Here is a 24,790-nt window from a genome sequence, read left to right as displayed (position 1 = left end):
GGCACCGGGCAGCTTCGGCAATCATCTGTAAAGCCGTGTTCTCTGTGTTCGTCATTTCTGAAATCCTCCTGTCAAATTGAAATAGCCGCCTGTTTTTGGCGGCATTGCCGTTGTTGGTCTTTCATCTGCCCTATAACGTGGAGCAGCATTTCGTTGTAGTCCTTTCCTGTACGGGGTGGGTTGACGCCCACACGGATATGCCGGAACCGCTGATCTTCATGGAGCATTGCCTTGATCCTCCTGGCATTTTTAAGGCCGCCGAGGTCATTGTCCATGTAGAGGCTGACACGCCGGATTTCCGGGTGTCGTTTCAGAAATGCGGTCAGCGCCACATGGGAAGTGCCGCCCAAAGACAGACGGTAGCCGTCCCATTTCCAGCCTTTTAATTCCTGCAGCGTGGCATGGGAGAGGGCGTCAATGGGCGCCTCAAATACCGCCACATGCCGGCTGTCCGGATTCCTGGGTGGATAGCAGAAGCTGTATTCCTTGTCGCTGCCGTAGACATCTTTCCTAAGGCTGCCGGCAATGCTCCGCATACAGGCAAACTTTGCTTTGCCGGCTTCATCCTTTCCCACAAACACACAGACCGGCTCGCCATGATGCCGCGCCTCATAGAACAGCCCGTCCCGGAAACACCGGCTGATCACATCCGGGCTGATCCCGCGCCGCTGCAAATAAGAAACGGCAGAAGTGGCGCACCGTCTGGCCCAGGGGAGGGAAAATGCTTTCTTCTCTGGTTCCTTATACACACGCCCTGCCGCTGCCGTGCTCCGATAGGCCGGCGTCTGCTGGATTTCCCCGCCGACCAGCGTATGGACCGCATCCACCAGCCCGTAGCCCCGTATCTGGATCAGGTAATCCAGGGCGTTGATACTCCGGCCCCGGCTGTTCCAGTACCAGTACCTTTTCCCGGTCACATAGACCAGGCTGTCATGCTCCTTGTGGCGGTAATTCGGGCCGTCCCGTTTCAGCACTCCAGGCTCATGGAACTGCAGGTAGGCAAACAGGTCCGCCTCACGCGCCGCCCGAATCTGCTCCTTTGTTACGCCGGGCATGACACCGGCACAGAAATTCTTTTCATCGTGCCCCGCCTCCTTTCTGTGATGAAAAAAGACGCCGGAAGGCGCCTAACAGCCGTACAGGTCATGGTTGACCTCTGCACGGTAATAGCTGTCCATTGTTGCCGGGGCATTATAGAGCGCCGCCAGCAGGTATGCCTTGATGTTCCCGACTTTCGTGGTGTTCCTGTCAATGCAGTCAAAGACATACTCCAGGTGGCCGGAATTGATTTTCAGGAAGCGGCCCTTTACCACCTCCCTGGGAAAATCATCCCCGGCGATACGGATATATGGACGTTTGGATAAAACCACTTCAAGCATAAGCTCCACCGTCTCGTCTAAGCGTTCTTTCCCATACCGGGAAACCATACAGCCATACTCAATATTTTCTTTCAGGATTTCACGGTAAGCGTCTGCCAGCTCTATCCGATCCATCCCATCCGAACGGCCTGCCGCCTCCGGCCCTGACGGATAGATTGATGGATGGGTCCTTGATATATCCGTTTTTGATTTTTTAGTTTTTAATGAATTAGTATTTAATTGTGCGGGATTTCCCTGTCCAGGTTCCCCCTGTTCAGGTTTTGCCTGTCCTGGATTTACCTGTCTTGGATTTTCCCGTTTAGGTGAATCCTCCTGTTTTTCAGCATTTACAGGCTTTTCATGGATCGTATACTCGATGTCTCCGAGCTGCCCGTTCTCATAGCGGAGGCGCTGCCTGGTGAGGTACCCGTGCCGCTCCAGCTCTTTCAGGGCGGTAGTGATTGAATCCACGCCGTCCTTGCAGATATGGGCGAGCCCCTTTGTGGTATAGTCCCAATCTTCCGGCAGCGACAGCATGAGCGAGAGAAGCCCCTTTGCCTTTAAGGACAGTTCCGTATTGCGCAGGTGGTGGTTGCACATGATCGTGAAGTCCTTTGTTTTTTCTACCCGGAATACAGCCATAACAAAAACCTCCTTCCTTTCCCTCCGGGCTACAAGGCGCGGTCCCTGCGGTCATAGTGCAGATGGCCGCCCGGCGCAACCTTCGCATGGTTTTTCAATTTGACTTCGCCCCGTTCCTGGCTGTCTATGAATTTTTGGTAGCCGACATTCGTAAGGAACAGGCGCATCTTATCTCCTTTATCCCCGACAGGGGCATTACCTGAAAGCACGTCAAAGACGATCATGTGCTTTACTTCCGGGTCGAAGCGTTCCAGGGCCATGATGTCATGCCCCTTCAATTTCTCCGCACCGGATTTCTGCCTGGCCTCCGCCAGTAGTTCCCCCATCGTCTTAGGCCCTGCCGGAATCCGGTAGTTTTTCCGAATATCCTGAATAAGAGCCAGGCAGTCTTTTTCCGGCATGGCATCCAGCTTTCGCACAAGCTCCGCCGCCGTTTTCCTCCTTACCGGGTCCGGTATATAGGGGAGGCACATGCGCAGCTCATATGTGACATCTGATTTCCCATAGCCTTCCGTCTGGAATATCAGGCGCTTTTCCATTTCGTTCAGTTCCATGTGAATCTCCTTTCTCCTGAAAATGAGTACAAAAAAAGGACGCCCACCTATAAAAGTGAAACGCCCACGGCAATCAGCGGCCAGGCAATACACCGGACCGCTGGCGCTATTAAATTTTGTCGTTAATGAAACAGCCTCCTTTTTTCGATATTTTTCTCGTCAGATTTCAACTTGGAAAAGGAATTGAATAAATGACGGCAAACGCTCAAACCCCTTGAAAATCAAGGCTTTTTCCGTTTGTCGTTATTATACCGTAACGGCACACACATGGAACTATCCTGGCAGAGAATGGTGTAAATCCCAAAACCGTTATGGAGCGGTTAGGTCACAAGGATATAAAGACTACATTACAGACTTATACATTTAATACTAATGTAATGCAGCAAAATGCTGTTGACATATTTGAAAAGGCCACACAAGCATAAAAAGAACGGCCTATTCACTGTTCAATGTGTTCAGCCGTTCTTGACTATTTACTACTAAGTTTAATTCTCTGGGTGGCAAATGGGTGGCAAATACACTGAACTCAGCCATAGAAATGCTGTAGTCCCGCCTATTTCCGGGCCAGAGACACCACCGTCTCTATCCCCTCCGTATGCGGAAACATATCCACTCCCTGGATCAGCTTCACCTGCCACCCGTCTTTTGTCAGCAGCTCTAAGTCTCTTTTCTGGGTTTCCGGATTGCAGGATACATATACGATCTTCTCCGGTCTCATGGAGGACACTGCCCGCAAAAACTCCGGCGTACTTCCGGCCCGGGGCGGGTCCATAAATACTACGTCTGCCCGCTCCCCTTTTGCAGCCATTTTCCGGATAAAATCTGTAGCGTCTGCGCAGAGAAACTGGGCGTTCTGGATTCCGTTTTCCCTGGCATTTTCCCAGGCACATCTTACAGCGCTTTTATTTAATTCCACTCCTATAACCTTTTTTGCTCTGGAAGCTGCGGAAAGACCGATGGTTCCCACTCCGCAATAGGCGTCCAGCACAGTCTGGCTTTTGTCCAGTCCTGCCGCTTCCACAGCAGTTCTGTAAAGAATCTCTGTCTGTACCGGATTGATCTGATAAAAACTGGAGCCTGAGATTCTGAACCGGATACCGCAGAGTGTATCCTGGATATATCCTTTTCCATATAGGATTCTCTCTTTATAGCCCAACACAGCACTGGTAGAACGCTCATTAATATTCTGTACAAGAGTAGTGATCCTTGGACAGAGCTGGCGGACCCTTTTTGCGAAAGCTTTGGCGCCCGGCAGCACTGGAGAAGAAGTGACCAGCGCAGCCAGGACCTGGTCCTCTGCAAGACTGTGGCGGACCAGAATATGACGGACTAGCCCTGTTTTCCTGTCCTCATCATAGACCGGATACTTAAATTCCCGCACTGCCTTCCTCACGGCTCTGACAGCTTCGTCCAGTGCCGGATGATGCAGCAGGCAGTTTTCTACGGGAATTACATGGTGGGTTCCCTGGACATAGATTCCGCTCTTCACCTGTCTGCCCTGGGCATAGGTAAAGGTAGAAATTGCTTTATTCCGATAATGCCAGGGATTTTCCATTCCAATAATGGGCTGTGGTTTTCCGAAATTCCCCAGAAGTTTTTTTATCTTTTTTTGTTTTTTTCGAAGCTGCTCTTCATAAGGAAGCGCAAGCATGGGACAGCCCCCGCATCCCTGCTTTAAAAGAGGACAGGAAAGCTGTTCCTTTTCCTTATATGCTTTATATGCTTTTTCTGTGTGCTTTTCTTTAATTTCCAAGTCTTTCCCTCAGCTTTTCTCCGATTTCTTCGTATACCGGCACATCTACCTGGTACTGTTTGCCCAGCCGCACTACCTGATAGATCAGACCGTCAACTTCTGACTGTTTGCCTGCGGCAATGTCTCTCTGCATAGAAGAGCTTGCCGTAGGGGCCAGGTCATCCATGATCTGCAGGTTAATCTCCACAATGTTTTCCGGCAGCTCCACAGCCATAGCAGATGCGATTTTCTGGATCTCCTTTATAAGCTCTATAAAGGTTTCCCTCTTCTCTCCGCCTTCCTGCATTACAGCAGCCGGAGCCTCATAGCATGCTCCCACAGCAGCCATAGGTGAAACAAAAGAGAATTTCTGAAGGGCATCTCTTTCTATATTAGAAGACAGTACAGGAAGGATTTCTGCAGCTTTCAGATCTGCCTCAACTTTTTTCAGCACAGGCATGACTTTTTCTTCTATTTCCTTTGAAGTATCTTTTCTAAGACCATAAACCACCCGGAAGATTTTTCCCGACATCAGGATTTTTCCAGGTTCTTTAATCTGGGATGCAATATAGATACATCCGTCCGTGACGGTAATATCCGGCAGCATTTCCTGAAGCTTTCCTCCGGTTCCATAGATATTTAAAATAGGGATCACAACGGTATGGGCATCCGCTGCTTTCTTAATAAACTCTGCCGCCTCTTCCAGAGAATACCCTTTTACACATACAAAGATCACATCTGCTGTTTCCTTATATTCCTCCATAGAGCAGGCCTTTACCGGAGCCACAAAAGATTCCCCTGCCAGCTCAATTTCCAATCCATGGGCTTTCATTGCCTCCATATGTCTGCCCCTGGCGATGAGGGTTACATCTTTTCCTGCTCTCGCAAGATAGCCTCCGATAGGTCCTCCGGTTCCCCCGGCTCCTATGACCAGATACTTTAATTTTTTCTCCATCTTTCTTTCCCTCCTGTCAAGCGCTGAATATTCTTTCTCATTTTATCATAATTACATCAGGTTTTCCATGACTTAAAAATTTTCCATAAAACCTATTGACAAATGTACTTACTGTATATATACTGTACCTATCAAACAAGTACAGTATATATACAGTAAGTACACCGAGGTGAAAAGATGAATATTATTTTAAGTAGCAGCAACAGTCAGCCCATCTATGAACAGATTGTCACTCAGATCAAGGCCATGATCATGAGCGGCGAACTAAAACCTAAGGATCCTCTCCCCTCTATCCGGGGACTGGCCAAAAGCCTTCATGTAAGTGTGATCACCGCACAGCATGCTTATGAGGAACTTCAGCGGGATGGGTTTATTGAAACCGTGGCAGGCAAAGGAACCTTTGTAGCTGCCCAGAATCAGGATTTTATCCGGGAGGAACATCTCCGTATCGCAGAAAAAAAGCTGATGGAGGTGGCTGATATCGGGAAAGAATATCATATTTCCTGTGACCAGATGATCCAGATTCTTCGGATGTTTTATGAGGAGGAATAATATGGAACCAATTCTTTCAGTTGATAAGCTTACAAAAAAGTATAAGGATTTTACCCTGGATCATATAAGCTTTCAGATTCCCCGGGGCATGATCGTAGGAATGATAGGAGAAAATGGGGCAGGAAAGACCACCACACTGATGTCTGTATTTGAAATGATCTCTCCGGACAGCGGAGAAATCCGCCTCTTCGGCAAAAACTGGCAGGAAAGCCGGAAGGAAAATCTTCAGAAGGTTGGCCTTGTCATGGACGGATTGAATCAGAATCCCCGCCTCTACTGCAGGGACCTGGAAAATACTTATAAAAGAATCTACAAAAACTGGGACAGCCGATTATTTCATCAGTATCTGGAGCGTTTTTCTCTTCCACTGGACAAAAAGATCAAAAGTTTTTCAAAGGGTATGCTGGTAAAGCTGAATTTTGCCCTGGCTCTCTCCTATCATCCGGAGCTTCTGATCCTGGACGAAGCCACCTCAGGGCTGGACCCCGTCATGAGGGATGAGATTCTGGAACTTCTGCAGGAATTTGTCATGGACGAAAATCACTCTGTGCTGATTTCTTCCCATATCACCAGCGACCTGGATAAGATTGCAGACTATATCCTCTTTCTCCATCAGGGAAAGCTGCAGTTTTTCCGCTCTATGGAAGAGATTGAAAACAACTATGGGATTCTCCGCTGCCGGAAGGATTTTCTCCAGATTCTTTCTCCATATGACTATGAAGCCTATATACCAGAGGATTTTTCCTGCAAAGTGCTGGTTAAAAACAAGCAGGCTCTCCTGAACCAGTTTCAGGATCTGGTCATGGATCGGGCCACATTAGAAGATTTCATGTTATTTTCCACAAAGGGGGTATTGCCATGTCAGGATTAATTTATCGGGATATTATTACCCAGATCCGTCGTTCTTTTCTTGGAAATATTATACCGGATATACTGTTTTTTCTCATGTTTCTCATACTGTTAGGAAAATATAAATTCAGTCCGCTGAGCATCGTTCTTCTCTATCTGCCTACACAGACCTCTATCATTCCGATCACTTTAATAGAGGCGGACTCCAGCTATAAAGGCCGGATGCTTTCCATGACCTTTCCCTTTTCCAAAAGAGAGCTGGTCCTTTCCAGATACCTTTCCTGCTGCCTGTATCAGCTTTACGGCATCGGGGTTATGATTCTTTTCCTTGTGCTGCATTTCCTTATATACAGGACCTACAGTCCTGCTGTCTATCTGGGGATCTTTGCAGGCGGCCTTCTGATCGCTTTATTTATGACGCTGATCAATGTGATGGTATCTTTTGTTGGAAATATCAATATTTCTACGATCTTCTATACCGTTTTTGTTTTACTGGCAGCAGCTGCCTATATCCTGTATCTTTTTCTGGATATAGATCCACTGGATCTGCTCATTCTTCCACTTCCTCTTCTGTGGGGGATCGCAGTGGGGATCGTGGCAGTCACAGGGATCATCTCCTACAGTGTCTCTATGAAGGCTTTTATCAGAAGCTGCCGCTAGCATTGGCTTCTTCTCTGCCTATTATCTCGGCCAGCTCACGGCATTGCTGTTCGCTGTCCGTTGCCGGTCGGATGCCCGCTCGTGCAAACAGGTTGGTCGTCCTACCGACGTATCGCACAAAATACCGCTGCACCACGCCTTTTCATGCTGTGGTGCAGCGGCATTTTTATGACAGACATTTCTTTATAAATCTATCTGCGATCCCGCAGACCTCCTCTGTCCAGAATTCTGCGCCTCCGTGGTCCGCTCCCCGGATCAGGTACAGGCAGGCTTCTTTTCCTGTTTCTTTCAGTCTTCTATACAAATTTACACTCTGGCGGGTATTCACGATCCGGTCCTTAGTCCCATGGAAGATCAGCACCGGAGGAAGGTCTGTGTCTTCTGTAATATTGCATTCCACAGACAGTTTCCTGCACAGATCCGGCCGTTCCTTCAGATTCACTCCCCCCATTTCCATGCCCTCAGGGCTGTCCGGCATATGATGATTGATGGTAGTGGGATTACTGTCTTTCAGCATAACGCTGACAGAACCATAATAGTTTAAAATCCCCTTCGCTGAGGCTGATATTCCCGGATACAAATTGGTTGCCTGATCATCATCCTGAAGGATTCCTGCAAACATAGCTGTATGGCCTCCGGAGGAATCCCCTCCTATTACAATCTTCTCCGGATCGATCTGATAATTTTTGCTGTTTTTCCGCATAAAGCGCACAGCATTCCTGGCATCCAGAGCCTGGGCCGGGAAAGAGGCCTGTCCTGAATGCCGGTACTCCACCACAGCGATCACATAACCCTTTCCCGCCAACCGGGCCAGCATAGGAATCTTGGCATAAACATCCTGTTTCATCCAGGCAGACCCCTGGACAAACACTATACAGGGGTAGATTTTCTCCGGTTCGTTTCTGGTAAAGGGCTTTATGATCTGAAGATGAAGAGGGATTCCATCCACGTTGGCGTATTCCACATCATGAAAATAAGCAAATCCGACTTCATCTCCTGTAGTGGAAAGAACCTCCGCTCCTTCCACAGGCTGGTCAAATTCCGGAAAGTCTTCATAAGTCCAGTCTTTAATCTCCATATTCTTCCTCCTTATCCGTTACATTTTTCTTTACACCGTTTTAAAAGACCATCTGTACCAAAAGCATATAAAGAGCCGTTCCTCCCGCAATCGACAGCAGCATCTGCCGTTTCCACAAATGGAGAAGGACCACTGCCAGAACAGCCAGCAGTTCCGGTATGCCATGGCTCCCGGAAAGCGGACTGACATTGCGCAGACTGTAGATCACCAGCAGGCCAAACACCGCCCCGGGGAGCACTTTCCCCAGATACTGTATATATTTGGGGGTTGGCTTTCCTGCCGGAAAGAGAAGAAAGGGCAGATATCTGGTAAGGGCGGTCCCCAGGACTACCATTCCTATAGTAATAATCTCCTGTGATAAAGTCATAAGGGCATTCCTCCTTTCTCCAAGGGTTTCCGAAGGAAGGAAAGTGCCAGAAGGATTCCTGCCATAGCCGGAAGGATAAAACTCTCTGCTCCAAAAGTGGCCAGGCAGAGAAGGGAAATTCCCAGGCCGGCTAAGGCGCTGGTATAATTTTTCTCTTTCAGCCATTGCTCCAGGAAGATCACCACAAACATGGCAGTTACTACAAAGTCCAGTCCCTCTGTGCTGAAATGGATCAGGCCTCCGAAGATCCCTCCCAGGGTGGCTCCGAAAAACCAGTAAAAATGATTCAGCAGAGTAACAAAAAACATAAACCAGCCCCGATCTACATCCGGCGGGACTTCAGCAGTGTAATTGATAGAGAATGTCTCATCGCACATACCGAAGATCAGATATATCTTTTTCCATCCCATTCCCCGGAATCTGTCCAGCATAGATATCCCGTAAAATAAATGTCTGGCGTTGATCATCAGGGTCATTGCCAGGGCCTGAAGGGGATTAAAAGCTCCCAGAAGCATATTTACCGCTACGAATTCTATAGAGCCTGCAAAGATAGTCAGGCTCATGACCATGGGATACCAGAAACTGAATCCCGAAACATTCATGTAAATGCCGTAAGTCATGCCCAGAAACCAGAATCCTGCAAAGATAGGTATGGTATGGGGAAAGGCACAAAGAAAGGCTTTTTTCAGTGTTTTTATATTCTCGCTCATGTTTGTCTCCTGTCAGCAGTCGTATGTATTAAGCTTAGCACCAGGCCGGTTTCTGTTCAAGAATTATTTGCAATATATAAGTCCTTTTCCGACTCTTCCCTTTATAACATAAGCCGTCGCCAAATGGACATGCAAACACGCCGGTTTAGCTCGTTGCTTGCGGGAATAAACGGAAATGCTTGCCTGTCTCTCTGCTTTGCGGTATACTAGCCGCAGAAAGGACAAATGAAAAGGAGAGCATTATGAAACTTAGAAATCTTGTTGGCGACCGTTTTAAAGAGCGCCCTGCTGACTGCGTGATCGACAGCCATGCTTTTACCATCCGGGGCGGCTATATCAAATATGTGGCAAATGGCATCTATTCCCTGTATCCTCCTATGAAGAGGATCACCAGAAAGATCGAGGAGATCATCCGGGAAGAAATGGATGCTATCGGCGGTCAGGAAGTACTCTTCCCTGTTGCCCTTCCCGGCAGCCTCTGGGAAGAATCCGGCCGTTTTGAAAGTGTTGGCGAGGAACTTCTCCGTTTTAAAGACCGGAACGGCAGCCAGATGGTCCTGGGTATGACCCATGAGGAAGCCTCTGTCCAGCTGGTAAGAGAGTATGGCCAGACATACACTAAATATCCCTTTATGATCTATCAGATCCAGACCAAATTCCGTGACGAGGCCCGTCCCAGAGCCGGCCTGATCCGTGTCCGGGAATTTACCATGAAAGACGCCTATTCCTTCCATACCTCCCAGGAGGATCTGGACCGCTGCTATGATACTTTCTATCATACCTATAACCGTATCTTCCAGCGGGCAGGAGTTCCGGAAGTTATCGCAGTACAGTCTGATTCCGGCATGATGGGCGGCAGTGTTTCCCATGAATATATGCTCCTGGCAGACGCCGGAGAGGATTCCATTGTGATCTGTCCGGAATGCGGCTACCGTTCCAATATGGAAGCAGCTCCAAATAAAGTAGTAAATGAAGGCGGCCTGGAAATGGGAGAACTGGAGAAAGTCTACACCCCTCACTGCAAGACTATTGAAGAAGTGGTAGACTTCCTGGGCGTTCCTGTGGAATATTCCTGCAAAGCCGTAATGTATCAGAAAAACTCAAATGACGAATATGTGATCGTATTCCTGAGAGGGGATTATGAAGTAAATGAGACAAAGCTGACCAATTACCTGGGAGAGAAAGTCCATCCTGCCGAGATCACTGCGGAAAGCGGAATTGCCGCCGGATTTACCGGACCTTATCAGCTAAAGGCAGATTGTCAGGTGATCTATGACTCTTCTCTGAAAGGGATCCAGTATCTGACCTGCGGTGCAAATGAGGAAAACTATCATTATAAAGGATTAAATATCCCAAGAGACCTGGGAGATGTAGACTATGCAGATGTGTCCAAGATCAAAACAGGAGGGATCTGCCCCTGCTGCGGCAAAAAGACCATTCAGGTAAAACGTGGTATCGAGGTGGGAAATATCTTCCAGCTTGGCACTAAATATACCAAGTCCATGAATATGACCTATACAGACGCCGACGGCTCTGTAAAATATCCGGTCATGGGCTGCTACGGCATCGGCGTAGGCCGTCTGGCAGCCTCTGTATGCGAGGCAAGGCACGATGACAACGGCCCTATCTGGCCTATTTCCATCGCTCCATGGCAGGTACATCTGTGCTGTATGCGTGTGGACCAGGAAGCCTGCAAAACTGCTGCAGACAGCTTATATGAAGATTTGCAGAAAGCCGGTGTGGAAGTGATCTATGATGACCGTGACATCCGGGCAGGGGCCATGTTTGCCGACGCAGACCTTTTGGGTGTTCCGGTCCGTGTGGTGGTAGGGCCCAAAAACCTGAAAAACGGCCAGCTGGAATTAGTAACCAGAGACAAAGGGATTTCCAAGCTCATAGACTTAGGAAATGCAGTGGCGGAAATCCAGGGAGTTATCCGGGAACTCTTTGAAGAGATCAATGCACAGGTAGAACCACGGAAGTAAAACTCCTTCCCCTTGGACATCCGGATCTGTATTTTCTGTTCGGGATCGGGATCTTTTACAGGTATCCCGATCCTGAACATTTTTGTTTCTTCTGATAACCTATCCATTCATTCCTTCATTCCTGATTTCATAGGTCTGCTTTTGAAAGTCCACCTGGACAGAAATTCCATTGGAGAAAACTGTCTTCTGTATCTGGGGATTCCCTTCAACAAATTCATGTCTTACCATCTCACATTTTCCCACCTTTTCATGAAGATCTGAAACAACCTTTGCTCTGGAGATACATTCTTCTAACGTCATTTCCACCCTGTCCTCAAAAGCTCCGTCTGTATTGGGATAAGCCCCCTCTCTCACCAGATAGGGTGCTCCGCCGTTTAGCAGGGCATAAAGCATATAATCTTCCTTTTCACTTACTTTCTCCATCATCCATGGCTGGATCACGCAGTCATGATAAACCAGATTATAAAGAGGCACCGGTATCCCCTGCTTAGGCGTACCAGGGGCACGCATCATAAAATCATAGGGCGCATAATGGCAGAACACCTGGCTTTGGACCGCCCAGTCATTGACCTCTTCCGAACTTGGAAGGATCCCCTTTTTCAAAAGATACTGGAAGCACAAGGCACGATGATCGTAGCATTCCTTTCTTGTCATACGGTGCAGCGGATTATCGCATTCATCTCCTTCGTTGCAGGTAAATACGTCCAGATATGCGCAGTCCAGCCGGATCCCGTGATCTTCCAGATCTTTAAAATTTCTTTTTACATAGTATGGGGCCTGGGTAGCGCAAAGATAGGACTGGGGGCCTCCCGCCCACCGCTTATGCCGTGGAATTGTTCCGTCCGGCAGACGGCAGGCAAAATTTTCATCAAAGCTGGAGGCTGACAGATGGTAATCTCTATACTGGTCGTGAATACCGAATAAATATCCGTATTCGTGCATAGTGTCCACCAGAGATTTCATTCCTTCCCATCCCCCTGCCGCTTTACATGCAGGGCTGTAATCCGGGTGGCGGTTATCATATCCCGGCTCTGCCCAGCCGTCTAAGTGGAGATACAGCTTCTCTACTCCCATCTCGTGGAGCTGCCTGATCTCCTGCTCCCTCCGGGCAAAGGTTGTCAGGCGGTTATTCTTCTCCGGTTTCTCAGGGTCATAAAAATCAGAATCCGGCTGTACAAATGTCTTGATTCCTTTATGTAAAAAGGCGCAGCCGATAAGCCGGTCTATTGATGGATTCCTTATGGCTTTTTCTGCCAGAGTCCGGAGCTTTCCCTGTTCCTCCGCATAATTTCTGTATGTCTTGCAGATAATATTATGATCGCACTGTTTCAGAAATGTATACTTAACAATGCGGCGGTAGTCTATCTTCCCAAGGCTGGGCTCAAAACGCATGGAAACCCTAGTATAAGACCCTCCTGCCGGATGTTCTGCCTGGTATCCGCTGTTCCACGGAGTCACGCACACTGCCAGGTACCCTTCCCCATCCCGGGCCTGGGCAAACCAGGGCATATAAGCCCCTGCTGTTCCGAACATCCCGTCAAATGCCGGAGTCTGAAACTCCACTTCCCAGGTATTTGGGATTAAAATTCCCTGCTGATGAGTCAGAAGGGTATACCAGCTTTCTTTTCTCTCTTCAAATTCCATAGGGCCTGGCCAAAAGACTTTCTTCACTTCCAGCCCTTCTTCTTGAAGGGGGATCCATTCGCAGTACACATCTCCTGTAGCCCCTTCCACCCAGACCAGGGTCTGAAATGTATAGGGCACGGCCTTTCCATCTTTTTCAAAGCCACCGTATGTACTTAATATCCCTTCTCCCACTCCGGTATGGAGCAGTTCATGGGTGATCTCCCCTGCGTCATGAAAAAATACATTTCCATTTTCGCATTCCATATATGGCGCATAGCTCCTGGCCCATCTCCACCGGCATCCGTCATCTTTCTGAAAAGAAAATCTCAAGGTCTCTTTATCAAATTCAATCTCCATCCCGCTTTTTGTAATTCTGTTCATGGCTGTTTTTCCTCTGGTCCCTTTCTCGTAAATACCCCCAGCGTACAAGAACCCCTTGTACACTGAGGGTATGCATGATTTATAAATACAATATCTAAGCATGGATGTCAAGAAAGAGTCTGTGGGATCTCAGCTTAATCTTTTTATCATATACAATATCCTGCCGGCACATTCCCGAATGGTCTGTTCTGACAGCAGTCCTTTTGCATAAGCTTCCCGGATATTTTTGTCATCTTCTGCATTTCCCGGCATGATAATGTCATTTCCTGCGGCTGCACATTCCCATGGTATGCTTCCGTCTTCAGGAACTGTAGTATTCCAGTCGCTCATGATCACGCCGTCAAAGCCCCATTCTTCTCTTGCCAGAACCGTGCATAAATCTCTGCTGTTGGCTGCATGAACCCCATTGATCAGGTTGTAGGAACTCATGATGGCCACCGGATTACTTTCTTTTATGGCAATCTCAAATCCCCGGAAATATATTTCCCTGAGAGCCCGTTCTGAAACGCAGGCATCCACTCCCATCCGGTTGTCTTCCTGATTATTGCAGGCAAAATGCTTAATGGTCACACCGCAGCCTTTTCGGCTCTGAACTCCCAAAGTCACTGCTGCCGCCAGTTTTCCAGACAGAAAGGGATCTTCTGAATAATATTCAAAGTTTCGTCCACACAGAGGATTTCTCTGGATATTCATCCCCGGAGCCAGCCAAAGATTGATATGGAATTCCTCCATTTCTTTCCCAATAGCCTCTCCAAATTCCTTCATCAATTCCAGATCCCAGGTCTGGGCCAGGGCAGTTCCTACAGGAAAGGCCGTACAGTACTGATAATATACATCTGCATTCTCATGATGCTTTTCCGGCTCTAAAAAGCCATTCTCCAAAGCCCCCAGCACGCCGATTCCGTAAACTTCCCCGGTCTTACGTTCCACCTGGTAGCTCTGTCTCAGACGGATCCCTGCCGGACCGTCTGCCATGATCATGGAAGGGATCCCATATTTTTCTTCCAGGGCCCGGGTAGTTTCTCCTGCAGAGCCCGGCACTCTGGTTCCCGCAGATCCCAGGTTGCTGGCTCCCCAGGTAATATTTCCATACAAAAGAGAGATCAGGTCTTCCGCAGGATGATCCTGGGCCAGCGGTGCCACATAAATTTTCTTCTCTTCCTCCATAGGCATAAACCGGCAGGAAGGAACAAGATTACTTTTCTCTTCTTTCCATAGCCCCATTTCGTCGCCACCGGCTGCAGGAGGCTGTAAATCGGAAAAGTCTCTCCGTTTCGGGCAGACCCTGTAGGTTTTCTCAATGACTTTTGTCTCAGACACAGTGAGCTTGGCCGCCAGTGTAAGGGAGGCCCCGCTGTTTCCTATCCAAAGTCCGTAACTTCCTTTGTCAATGACCCACTGATGGGATTCTTCCCTAAAGCTGGCCAGCTCCTTCTGCTCTATCCGGATCTTGATCTCCTGCTCCTGTCCCGGTTGAAGAAGCCCGGTCTTTGCAAAACCTGCCAGTCTTTTGTATTCTTTCCCTTCCCCGTTCTGAGGCGCTGTGATATAAACCTGCACCACTTCTCTTCCGCTGTAGCATTCTCCGGTATTCTTTACAGAAACGGTCAGCTCTATGTTTTTTTCTCCGATTTCCAGACCTTGAAATCCTATGGAAAAAGAAGTATAGGACAGTCCATATCCAAAAGGAAACAAGGGCCGTACAGAAAAGGTATCAAAATACCGATAGCCTACGTAAATGCCTTCTTTGTATTCATCTTTTTCCAGATCTCCATTCAGATAGCCGAAAGTCCGGGCTGAGGGATAGTCTTCATATCTTCTCGCCCAGGTTGATGTCAGCTTGCCTTCCGGCACCGCCTTTCCCAAAAGGATATCTGCAACTGCATAGCCCCCTTCCTGTCCCAGCTGGGAAATATACAAAACAGCCTGGATATTTTCTGCTTTCTCCAGAATATCCGTCAGCTCCACAGGCCCTCCGGAATTCAGGATCAGAATTACGGGAACCTGTTTTTCATGAAGATAAAGAAGGTCCTCTTCCTCATTCTGGCTCAGGTAATAGTCCCCTTTTTCCCTGCGCCGGTCCTTTCCTTCTCCGGATATACGGCTGATCACATAGATCACTGCTTTGGCTCCCTGGAGGTCCTTATCGGATATAAGGCGCCCTTCCGGCATTGCAAATGGATTTTCTGCATAAGCGTCAAAAGGATTCTCTGCCTTTTTGGCGTCTTCCAGGACTTTTTCTTTCCAGGTAAGTCTGGCATTTTCATAGCGGTTATGATAATCCCTGATCCAGTCTGTACTGGTGATAGTCACCCCGGCCTCTTCCAGGGCTCTGAGAATAGAAATATTTTCCCGGTTGTTCACATCTCCGGAGCCGGTTCCCCCTTTTACCGTCTTTTCTCCTCCTCTTCCAAGAAGAGCTACCGGCAAAGAAAGGGATAAAGGAAGGATCCCCTGATTTTTCAGAAGAACAATTCCTTTCTCCGCAGCCTTTCTCGCCAGTATCCGGTGTTCCTTTTCTCTCTTGGAAGGCTTATGATCCATAGTTCCACTGTATGTCCAATTTCCTGCTGTCATAGTTTTCCTCTCTCTATTTGTAATTGTAATAATAGAAGAAAAACGCCATAGTTTTCCTGACACAGCATAAAGGGAATGTCCTATGACGTTTTTCATATGTTTTTGATTCCTTATCCTTTTACACCGCCTAAGGTTACACCTTCGATAATGTATTTGGATAAGATCAGGTATACAAGAATGATCGGAACAATGGCCACTGTGATCATCATGTATATTTTTCCCATATCAAAGTTCATGTAGTCCGCTCCACGAAGGGTTGCGATCAAAATAGGAACTGTCATTTTGTCCTTTGACTGGATAACCAATGCGGGAACGAAGTAATTATTCCAGGATCCCACAAAAGTAAAAATCGCCTGAACGGCAATAGCCGGTTTCATGATCGGAAGGACGATCTTATTAAAAGTTTTGAATTCTCCGGAACCGTCGATTCTTGCCGCTTCCACCAGCGAAAGAGGCAGGGAAGATTCCAGATAGCTGTACATAAAATAGAATACTGACGGTGAGGCAATGGAAGGTATGATTAACGGGAGAAGAGAGTCATACATTCCCATATTTGTGATCAACCGCAGAAATCCCATAGCTGTTACCTGGGTAGGCATTACCAGAATCGCCATAATAAAAGTAAAAGCGGCTTTCTTCATCTTAAAGTCATAGGCATAAAGTCCATATGCCGTCAATGAAGAAAAATATGTACATAAAGCCGCTGAGCAGGCGGAGACTACCAGGCTGTTGATAATTCCCTGAAACATAGGGAAGGTACCGTCATTAGCAACATTTTTTAAATTTTCCAGGAAATATTTTCCCGGCAGTGCCGAAAATCCTCTCTGAAGCTCAGCATGAGAACGGGTAGCATTGACGATCAGGATGTAGAAGAAAAACAGGCACAAAAATGAAAGTGCAATAAGAATCACATGGACAAAAATGCTCCATGCTCTCTGTGCTGCTTTTGATTTCATAACTTATCTCCTCCTTCTCGCTTCTTTTGCTTTTCTCTTTGCAGCAGCTTTCGATCCGTCCGGGTCTGAATCATTGGTCATCCTATATACAATAAAGCACAAAATACCGCTGATAATAAACAGGTATACAGACAGAGCACCTGCCATACCATAGTTTTTGCTCTTTAAGTGGCTGTTCAGGAACATGATCAATGTCATAGATGTTCTGTCTGGATTACCCTGTCCGTTAGTCAGGATCTGAGGTACATCAAACATCTGCAGACCGCCGATAATGGAAGTGATCAATGTGTAAGCCAGGATCGGCCTGATCAGAGGCAGAGTGATATAGAAAAATCTTTTCAGACCGCCACAGCCATCCAGTTCTGAGGCTTCAAAAATATCCGGACTGATTCCCATGATAGCCGCCATAAGCATAATGGTGGTATTTCCGAACCACATAAGGAAGTTCATCAATCCGATCAAAGATCTGGTCCCGAAAACCGATCCCATAAAATCAATAGGTTCTTTGATCCATCCCAATGAAGTTAAAATAGAATTGATGGGTCCGTTAGTGGAAAACATGGCAAAGAACAGCATGGCAAAAGCTGAGGCCATGATCAGGTTGGGAAGGTAAATAATTACCTTAAAGGCCTGTTTTCCATGGATTTTCAGACGGATATCTGTAAACCAGCTGGCAAGAAGAAGGGCAATAACGATCTGGGGAATAAATCCGATCACCCACAGAATCAGTGTATTTCCTCCATATTTAAACATATCAGATTTCAGAAGGCTGATATAATTCTCCAGGCCTATGAAATTCGGCCCCACTTCTTTGATTCCTGAACGATAGTATTCAAAGAAACTGTACCGGATGGTATCTACCAGCGGAATCAGAGAAAAAATCAAAAAGCAAACGAAAAACGGAAGAATAAAAAGATATCCCCATTTTGCATAGCTGATGCTTTTACTCTTTTTTTTCATAAAACATCGTTCCTTTCTGTCAGAAGGCTGCCGTACCTTCTGTACGGCAGCACTTTACCCTTTATTCCGGCCACTGTATTTCTGTAATATCCGGGTAACGTTCTTTAATTGCAGTTTCAAAGTTTTCTTTTGCTCTCTCGAAGTCAACATTTCCCTGGAAGTAATCGCTGAAAGCATTCTGGATCAGTTCCACACATCCCTGGTCGTAAGCAGAAAGAGGAGCAATCTCAATATTTTCTGCTACCGGCACATAATATTTATAAGCATTCTGTCCTCCAAGGAATTCGGAGGAGAAGTTGGCGTCATCTTCTGCCGCTTCAGACATACCACTCTTTGTGTTAGTGAAATCCAGATAGTCTTTGGAGATCTGCAGGAGATTATCTTTATCTGCTGAAAGCGCCAGGATAATATCTTTTACATGTTCCGGATTGTCTGTTCCTGTGCAGGCATGGATATAAGAACCGCCCCAGTTATATTCCTGAGGAGGATTGGTAACTGCCCAGGCGCCTGCTTCGCCGTCCCAGTTAGGACTTAAAGTAAAATCAATTCCCCAAGGCGGAAGAAGGAATGCAAAAACTTTAGAAGCGGAACCCATCGCCTTATTCCAGTCGTCATTAAACTGGCCTTTTACCGTCTTATCATAATATCCTGCATCCAGCCATTCCTTGGAGGTTTCCACCCACTCCATGATCTGAGGATCTACTTTAAGAGTTGTTTCACCCTCTGCTACCCAAGGCTGAGAAATACTGTTTCCATAAAGACGGAAAGTATCTGCATAAGAAGAAAAGGTATAGTAGCCTTTTGCCTTTAATTCTTCAGCCGTAGTCTTCAATGTATCCCAGTCCTTTACTTTCTCTCCTACTGCTGCAGGATCATCTGTGCCAAATACATCTTTGGCAATATCTCTGCGGTATACCAGAAGTCCCGGACAGCACTGCCAGGTGGAACCTCTCTGTACCCCGTCCTGGTCAGAAGCTGTTACTTTCGTAAATTCATACTGATCTGCCAGATCTTTCTCCGGATCGATCCCCAGATCTGTAAGAGGCATAGCCACATCAGCCTCAGCGTCTGTGTACTTATACACATAGTCTGTTTCAGATAAGAAGATATCCACTTTATCATCTGCTGCTGCGTCCGCCTGATTCATCAGGGCCTCATCCAGCTTCTGCTGATACACACCGTCCTGGTTTGGGTTTACGATCCAGTGGATTTCCGTTCCATCCTTTAATGTTGTAACGGTTCCGTCTGCGGAAGTCTCTTCTACTTCAGGATAAACTGCCTCTACACGGGTACGGAACTCATCATTCCAGGTATAGATGTTGATAACCTTTCCTTCTTCTGTGCTTCCGGATCCTCCCTGTCCTGAATCAGAAGAACCGCCGCAGCCTGCCAGAGCGCCGGCCGCCATAATGCCTGCTAAAAGCATTGCAACCACTTTCTTTTTCATTATATATAACCTCCTGTTCATAATTCTTTCTGTGAGATGGCCCTCTCATTGAACATGACCAGATTATAGACGCTTTTCATTTTGGGATATATTAAAAATTTCAACAAAATGTCAGATTCATGACCCGTTTTGCAAAAAAACACATTCTATGTCATGATTCTGATATTTTTCTCAGATATCTGATTTTTGTAGAAAATAAATTCTTATATAATTCCCCTAAACAAATCTGAAAAAGGAAGGAGACCGAATATTGAAACCTTTATATTTCATCGATGACAAAGGCACTTTTACTGTACAGCAGCCGGAAAACATCAGTTATCTGTATTTTCCCCTGGCCTCAGAAGCCGGATTAAAAAGTGCCGTTACTCCCAATCTGGGCGGAGACTCCAAAATAGACCAGGATACCTTTCTTCTGGAACCGGTAAGTGCGGAAAACCTTCATAATAACCGTTCCTGCCGCAATTTCTGGTTTGCAGTAAAGAATTCCGGCGTTTACTCTGCAGCAGGCGTCTCCAGCGGACAGGAGAACCAGAAATTTTCTTCTCTCCAGGATAACAGTGAACTGACTGCCGGCTTTATGTGGCAGTCTGTAAGACGAACTTCCAGATCATTGCAGTTAGAGTCCACCGTTACTTCTTTTATTCCAAAGGACTGTAATGGGGAAATCATGTATGTCACTGTAAAAAATCTTTCCAAAGAAAAGCAAGCGCTGCTTCCCTATGCCGCAATTCCTGTTTACGGACGCAGCGCTGATAATATACGGGATCACCGGCATGTAACCTCTCTTCTCCACCGTATCAGAACCGACGAATCCGGTATTCTTGTATGCCCCACCATGTCCTTTGATGAGCGGGGCCATCAGCCTAATCACAAAATTTATTATGTGAAAGGCTGCAGTGGAAAGGGAGAATTACCTGAAAGTTTTTATCCCACAACAGAGGCTTTCCTGGGCGAAGGCGGCAGTTTCACCCATCCCCGGGCTGTCTATGAAGGGGCCCCCGGCTGTCCCCCATTTACAAGGATCGACGGACGGGAGGCCATGGGCGCTTTCCGTTTCCCCGCATTAATCCTGGATCCCGGAGAAAAGGCCAGCTATATTCTTATGCTTGGCATTGCAGATCAGGAAGAGGAAATAGATCAGCTCTTTGAAAAATACAATACTGCTGATAAAACAGAAGCTCTCCTGGAAGAAACAAAAGCTTACTGGCAGAAAAAGGTAAATGTGGGCTTCCATACAGGAGACAGGGATTTTGACAATTATATGAAATGGGTATGTTTTCAGCCATTTCTCCGCCGCCTCTTCGGCTGTTCTTTCCTTCCTCACCATGATTATGGAAGAGGGGGCCGGGGATGGCGGGATCTGTGGCAGGACTGCCTCTCTCTTCTGTTAATGGATCCTAAAGACGTAGGAATGATGATTGAGAAAAATTTTTCCGGAGTCCGCATTGACGGCACTAACGCTACCATCATAGGAGCCGGAGACGGAAACTTTATCGCAGACCGAAACGGAATCGCCCGTGTATGGATGGACCATGGTCTCTGGCCGCAGATGACCACCAAGCTTTATATTGATCAGACGGGAGATATCCGGATTCTCACAAGGCAGGTTCCTTATTTTAAAGACGGACAGGCCCGGAGAGGGACCGAGCTGGATACCCTCTGGACAGAAAGCCAGGGAAACCTTCAAATGACCGGCCAGGAACAGATCTACACCGGAAGTATCCTGGAGCATCTGCTGATCCAGCAGCTCACCGCTTTTTATGAGGTGGGAGAACACAATATCTGCCGGCTCCGGGGAGCAGACTGGAATGACGCCTTAGACATGGCATCAGAAAGAGGAGAAAGTGTAGCTTTCACCTGTGCCTATGCTGGGAATCTCCGGGAACTGGCTGAGCTGATCCGTGTTTTAGCAGACACCGGATCTGTCAAAACCACAGACCTGTTGGAAGAGCTGGAAGTTTTACTTAAGGATGATAAAGAACTTTACGATAATATCAGCGAGAAGCAGCAGGTCCTGGCCCGCTTTACTTCCCTGTGCCGCCATCATGTCAGCGGCAGACGAAAAACATTTTCTCTCCTGTCTCTTGCTGAAAATCTTGAGCACAAAGCCCAATGGCTGTCCGGGCACATCCGGAAACAGGAATGGATCCAGGCCGGCCAGGGAGAAGGCTGGTTCAACAGTTACTATGACAATCACGGCCAGGCTGTAGAAGGTATCCTGGAAGACCAGGTACGAATGATGCTTACAGGGCAGGTTTTCGCCATTATGGGAAAAGTAGCCGAGGACCCTCAGATCAGAAGCATTATAAAAAGCGCCGATCATTACTTATATGAAAAGGAAATCGGAGGATACCGGCTGAATACAGATTTCCATGAATTAAAATTTGACCTTGGCCGGATGTTTGGATTTGCCTATGGGGAAAAGGAAAACGGAGCTGTATTCTCTCATATGGCTGTCATGTATGGAAATGCCTTATATCGCCGTGGCTATGCAAAGGAAGGCTGGAAAGTCCTGAAATCTCTGTCTGATACAGCTCTGGATTTTAACACCAGCCGGATCTATCCTGGGATTCCCGAATATTTCCGTTCAGATGGCCGGGGCATGTACCACTATCTTACAGGAGCCGCCAGCTGGTATATGCTGACCATGGTCACACAGGTCTTCGGCGTCCGGGGAGAAGGCGGGGATCTTATCATCGCTCCCAAACTTCTGGCAGAGCAATTTGACAGCCAGGGAAAAGCTTCCATCCGGATCTCTTTTGCCAATAAAACTTTAGATGTCATCTTCGAGAATGCAGACAGAAAAGACTATGGTAACTATACCCTTGCTTCCGCTGTCTGTGAAGGCAGGGAACTTCCCGTTGTTGATAATTCTTATGGGGTTCTCTCCCAAAAAACACTGGATAGTCTGGGAGATGGGTTGCATTCTGTCACTATAAAACTTATTTAAATAGAAATTGAAAGGCAGGTATTCATAATGAAATACGGATATTTTGATGATAAAAACCGAGAATATGTAATTGAACGGCCGGATACCCCGGCTCCCTGGGTGAATTATCTGGGTTCTCCTGAATATGGAGCTATCATCTCCAACAATGCAGGGGGATACAGTTTCGCCAAATCGGGAGCTAATGGAAGGATCCTCCGGTATGTCTTCAATAATTTCGATCAGCCGGGACGATACCTCTATATCCGGGATAACCAGTCAAAGGATTACTGGTCTGCTTCCTGGCAGCCGGTAGGAAAAGATCTGGACAGATATGACAGCCAGTGCCGTCATGGTCTGGGCTATACAAAAATGACTGCTTTCTATGCCGGGATCCGTTCCGAAGCTCTCTATTATGTTCCTCTTGGAAAAACCTATGAAGTATGGGGGCTTACAGTGGCCAATGAGTCTTCTGAGACCCGGGAACTTACTTTAACCGGATACGGAGAATTTACCAATCACAGCAATTACGAGCAGGATCAGGTCAATCTTCAGTACTCTCTTTTTATAACCAGGACCCTGTTCCGGAATAATTCCATTATCCAGCAGATACACGGAAACCTGGATGCCCAGCCGGAGGACAGGCTTGTAGATGAAAAAAATGTCACAGAACGGTTTTTCGGTCTGGCAGGGGAAAACGTTTCTTCCTACTGCGGAGACAAGGATGTTTTCCTTGGAAAATATCACGGATATGGGAATCCCCAGGGTATAGTGTCCGGAGATCTGGGAAATGTTACCAGTTATAACGAAAACTCCTGCGGCGCTCTCTCCTGCATCGTGACATTACAGCCGGGAGAATCTAAAACCATCCTCTTTGTCCTGGGAATGGATTCCTCTGAAAAATGTGCAGAAATTCTGGCTTCCTACAAAAATCCACAGGAACAGATCCTCCAGGAGATTGAAACGCTGAAAGCAGACTGGAACGGCAGACTGGATCATCTCCAGGTAAAGACACCCAGTCCTGCCTTTAACACTATGATCAATACCTGGAATGCCTATAACTGCTTCATAACCTTCATCTGGTCCCGGGCTGCCTCTTTCATCTACTGCGGTCTGCGCAACGGATACGGCTACCGTGACACAGTGCAGGATATCCAGGGGATCATCCATCTTTCCCCGGAGATGGCGGCTGAAAAAATACGTTTCATGCTGTCTGCCCAGGTAAACAACGGGGGAGGACTTCCTCTTGTAAAGTTCACCCATAACCCGGGACATGAAGATACTCCTGACGATCCTTCCTATGTACAGGCTACGGGACATCCCGCATACCGGGCAGACGATGCCCTTTGGCTGTTCCCTACAGTCTATAAATATATTTCCGAGACAGGAAATACCGGCTTTCTGGATGAAGTCATCCCCTTTGCCAATAAAGAGGAGGGCAGTGTCTATGAACATCTGAAACGGGCGATCCAGTTCTCCTTGGATCATCTGGGACCTCATGGCATGCCGGCAGGATTGTATGCAGACTGGAATGACTGTCTCCGTCTGGGCGCTCAGGGAGAGTCTTCTTTTGTTGCCCTGCAGTTCTACTATGCACTAACATTAATGAAGAAATTTGCTCTCCATAAAAAAGACGACCAGTATCTCCGTTTTCTGGAAGAGACTCAGAAAAGCATGGGAGAAAAGATCCAGACTCTGTGCTGGGACAAAGACCGCTTTATCCGGGGATATACCGAATCCGGAGACCGGATCGGGGCTGCCGAAGATCCTGAGGCTAACTTCTGGCTGAATCCTCAGAGCTGGGCAGTGATCAGCGGCCTGGCTACCGAAGACCAGGGAGATCTTATCATGGAAAATGTCCATAAACGTCTCAATACCCAATACGGAGCCATCCTTATGGATCCTCCTTATCACGCTCATGCCTTCGACGGCGCTCTGGCAGTGATCTATAATCAGGGCGTAAAAGAAAATGCCGGTATCTTCTCTCAGTCTCAGGGATGGCTGATCCTGGCAGAGGCTCTGAAGGGACATGGAGAACGGGCATTTGAATATTTCCTAGAAAATGCTCCGGCAGCCCAGAATGACCAGGCAGAAATCCGCCGTCTGGAGCCCTACTGCTACGGTCAGTTTACAGAGGGCCGGGCCAGCAGCCACTTTGGCCGGTCTCATGTCCACTGGCTCACAGGTACCGCCTCAACGGTTATGGTCGGATGTGTAGAAGGTATTTTAGGACTCCGTCCCGATCTGGAGGGTATCCGGATCTCCCCTTCTGTTCCGAAGGACTGGGATCATTTTGAGATCCGCAAAGATTTCCGTGGAAGGAAACTGCATATTTCTGTAGAGAATCCTTCCGGTCATGAATCCGGATGTGTAAAGCTGCTCTTAAACGGCAAAGAACTGGAGGATAATTATATCCCGGAAAAATTGCTTCTGGATGAAAATGAAATCACTCTGATCCTTTAAAAAACAGCACCG

General features: G+C 47.3%; 19 protein-coding genes and 1 pseudogene. 7 read left to right on the top strand and 13 right to left on the bottom strand.

Going from position 1 to position 24,790, the window contains the following annotated elements:
• Positions 1 to 71 precede the first annotated feature (71 nt).
• The 3 genes from B5G33_RS14170 to B5G33_RS14160 all read right to left on the bottom strand — a co-directional run bounded on the left by B5G33_RS14170 (position 72) and on the right by B5G33_RS14160 (position 2,554).
• Entirely contained in the window at positions 72 to 1,055 is a 984-nt protein-coding gene (locus B5G33_RS14170) for a DUF3991 domain-containing protein (RefSeq protein ID WP_087418114.1), read from the bottom strand.
• A gap of 72 nt (positions 1,056 to 1,127) precedes the next feature.
• The gene (locus tag B5G33_RS14165) at positions 1,128 to 2,000 is read right to left on the bottom strand and encodes a DUF6017 domain-containing protein (protein ID WP_087418113.1); all 873 of its coding nucleotides are present in this window, start codon (positions 1,998 to 2,000) and stop codon (positions 1,128 to 1,130) included.
• A gap of 29 nt (positions 2,001 to 2,029) precedes the next feature.
• Positions 2,030 to 2,554, bottom strand: a complete 525-nt coding sequence (locus tag B5G33_RS14160) for a DUF5720 family protein (protein WP_087418112.1) — start codon at positions 2,552 to 2,554, stop codon at positions 2,030 to 2,032.
• Between the two features lie 269 nt (positions 2,555 to 2,823).
• Here B5G33_RS14160 and B5G33_RS22620 point away from each other — a divergent pair.
• A pseudogene (locus B5G33_RS22620) lies at positions 2,824 to 2,979 on the top strand (tyrosine-type recombinase/integrase); the annotation flags it as partial.
• 128 nt (positions 2,980 to 3,107) lie between these two features.
• Here B5G33_RS22620 and rlmD read toward each other — a convergent pair.
• Both rlmD and B5G33_RS14145 read right to left on the bottom strand, forming a co-directional pair.
• A complete protein-coding gene (gene rlmD, locus B5G33_RS14150) occupies positions 3,108 to 4,307 on the bottom strand; it encodes a 23S rRNA (uracil(1939)-C(5))-methyltransferase RlmD (RefSeq protein WP_242974708.1) in 1,200 nt (399 codons plus the stop codon).
• Complete coding sequence (locus B5G33_RS14145) at positions 4,297 to 5,241, bottom strand: ketopantoate reductase family protein (protein WP_087418110.1); 945 nt, start codon at positions 5,239 to 5,241, stop codon at positions 4,297 to 4,299. The genes rlmD and B5G33_RS14145 overlap by 11 nt, the downstream gene beginning before the upstream one ends.
• A gap of 177 nt (positions 5,242 to 5,418) precedes the next feature.
• On the opposite strand from B5G33_RS14145, the gene B5G33_RS14140 reads away from it, so the two are divergent.
• The 3 genes from B5G33_RS14140 to B5G33_RS14130 are packed head-to-tail and all read left to right on the top strand — an operon-like array spanning position 5,419 to position 7,302.
• The gene (locus B5G33_RS14140; RefSeq protein WP_087268612.1) at positions 5,419 to 5,793 is read left to right on the top strand and encodes a GntR family transcriptional regulator; all 375 of its coding nucleotides are present in this window, start codon (positions 5,419 to 5,421) and stop codon (positions 5,791 to 5,793) included.
• Position 5,794: 1 nt separating this feature from the next.
• The gene (locus B5G33_RS14135; protein WP_087418109.1) at positions 5,795 to 6,664 is read left to right on the top strand and encodes an ABC transporter ATP-binding protein; all 870 of its coding nucleotides are present in this window, start codon (positions 5,795 to 5,797) and stop codon (positions 6,662 to 6,664) included.
• Positions 6,652 to 7,302 (top strand): ABC-2 transporter permease, encoded by a 651-nt coding sequence (locus tag B5G33_RS14130; RefSeq protein ID WP_087418108.1) that lies wholly within the window; start codon positions 6,652 to 6,654, stop codon positions 7,300 to 7,302. The genes B5G33_RS14135 and B5G33_RS14130 overlap by 13 nt, the downstream gene beginning before the upstream one ends.
• 166 nt (positions 7,303 to 7,468) lie before the next feature.
• Here B5G33_RS14130 and B5G33_RS14125 read toward each other — a convergent pair whose 3' ends face one another.
• From B5G33_RS14125 to B5G33_RS14115, 3 genes are read right to left on the bottom strand one after another with little or no spacing between them, the layout of a single operon-like run.
• Positions 7,469 to 8,380 (bottom strand): alpha/beta hydrolase, encoded by a 912-nt coding sequence (locus B5G33_RS14125; RefSeq protein ID WP_087418107.1) that lies wholly within the window; start codon positions 8,378 to 8,380, stop codon positions 7,469 to 7,471.
• 40 nt (positions 8,381 to 8,420) lie between these two features.
• On the bottom strand, positions 8,421 to 8,747 hold the full coding sequence (locus tag B5G33_RS14120) for a branched-chain amino acid transporter permease (RefSeq protein ID WP_087418106.1): 327 nt from the start codon (positions 8,745 to 8,747) through the stop codon (positions 8,421 to 8,423).
• On the bottom strand, positions 8,744 to 9,457 hold the full coding sequence (locus B5G33_RS14115) for an AzlC family ABC transporter permease (protein ID WP_087418105.1): 714 nt from the start codon (positions 9,455 to 9,457) through the stop codon (positions 8,744 to 8,746). Before B5G33_RS14115 ends, B5G33_RS14120 begins: the two co-directional genes overlap by 4 nt.
• A gap of 242 nt (positions 9,458 to 9,699) precedes the next feature.
• On the opposite strand from B5G33_RS14115, the gene B5G33_RS14110 reads away from it, so the two are divergent.
• Positions 9,700 to 11,442, top strand: coding sequence for a proline--tRNA ligase (locus tag B5G33_RS14110; RefSeq protein ID WP_087268626.1), 1,743 nt, complete (start codon positions 9,700 to 9,702; stop codon positions 11,440 to 11,442).
• A gap of 99 nt (positions 11,443 to 11,541) precedes the next feature.
• Here the strand turns inward: B5G33_RS14110 and B5G33_RS14105 are convergent, their stop codons facing one another.
• From B5G33_RS14105 to B5G33_RS14085, 5 genes are all read right to left on the bottom strand, one after another.
• Positions 11,542 to 13,449 (bottom strand): DUF5696 domain-containing protein, encoded by a 1,908-nt coding sequence (locus B5G33_RS14105; protein WP_087418104.1) that lies wholly within the window; start codon positions 13,447 to 13,449, stop codon positions 11,542 to 11,544.
• 129 nt (positions 13,450 to 13,578) lie between these two features.
• Entirely contained in the window at positions 13,579 to 16,026 is a 2,448-nt protein-coding gene (locus B5G33_RS14100; protein WP_087418148.1) for a glycoside hydrolase family 3 protein, read from the bottom strand.
• A gap of 110 nt (positions 16,027 to 16,136) precedes the next feature.
• Positions 16,137 to 16,982, bottom strand: a complete 846-nt coding sequence (locus tag B5G33_RS14095; RefSeq protein ID WP_087268634.1) for a carbohydrate ABC transporter permease — start codon at positions 16,980 to 16,982, stop codon at positions 16,137 to 16,139.
• A gap of 3 nt (positions 16,983 to 16,985) precedes the next feature.
• A complete protein-coding gene (locus B5G33_RS14090; RefSeq protein ID WP_087268637.1) occupies positions 16,986 to 17,942 on the bottom strand; it encodes a carbohydrate ABC transporter permease in 957 nt (318 codons plus the stop codon).
• A gap of 61 nt (positions 17,943 to 18,003) precedes the next feature.
• Entirely contained in the window at positions 18,004 to 19,389 is a 1,386-nt protein-coding gene (locus B5G33_RS14085; protein ID WP_087268640.1) for an ABC transporter substrate-binding protein, read from the bottom strand.
• A 250-nt stretch (positions 19,390 to 19,639) separates the two neighbouring features.
• On the opposite strand from B5G33_RS14085, the gene B5G33_RS14080 reads away from it, so the two are divergent.
• A complete protein-coding gene (locus tag B5G33_RS14080; RefSeq protein WP_087418103.1) occupies positions 19,640 to 22,339 on the top strand; it encodes a GH36-type glycosyl hydrolase domain-containing protein in 2,700 nt (899 codons plus the stop codon).
• Positions 22,340 to 22,366: 27 nt separating this feature from the next.
• Positions 22,367 to 24,778, top strand: a complete 2,412-nt coding sequence (locus tag B5G33_RS14075) for a GH36-type glycosyl hydrolase domain-containing protein (RefSeq protein WP_087418102.1) — start codon at positions 22,367 to 22,369, stop codon at positions 24,776 to 24,778.
• Positions 24,779 to 24,790 lie beyond the last annotated feature (12 nt).

The sequence above is a fragment of the Blautia sp. An81 genome (assembly GCF_002161285.1).
Lineage (GTDB): Bacteria > Bacillota > Clostridia > Lachnospirales > Lachnospiraceae > Blautia > Blautia ornithocaccae.
This window is presented reverse-complemented; position numbering and strand designations above follow the sequence as displayed.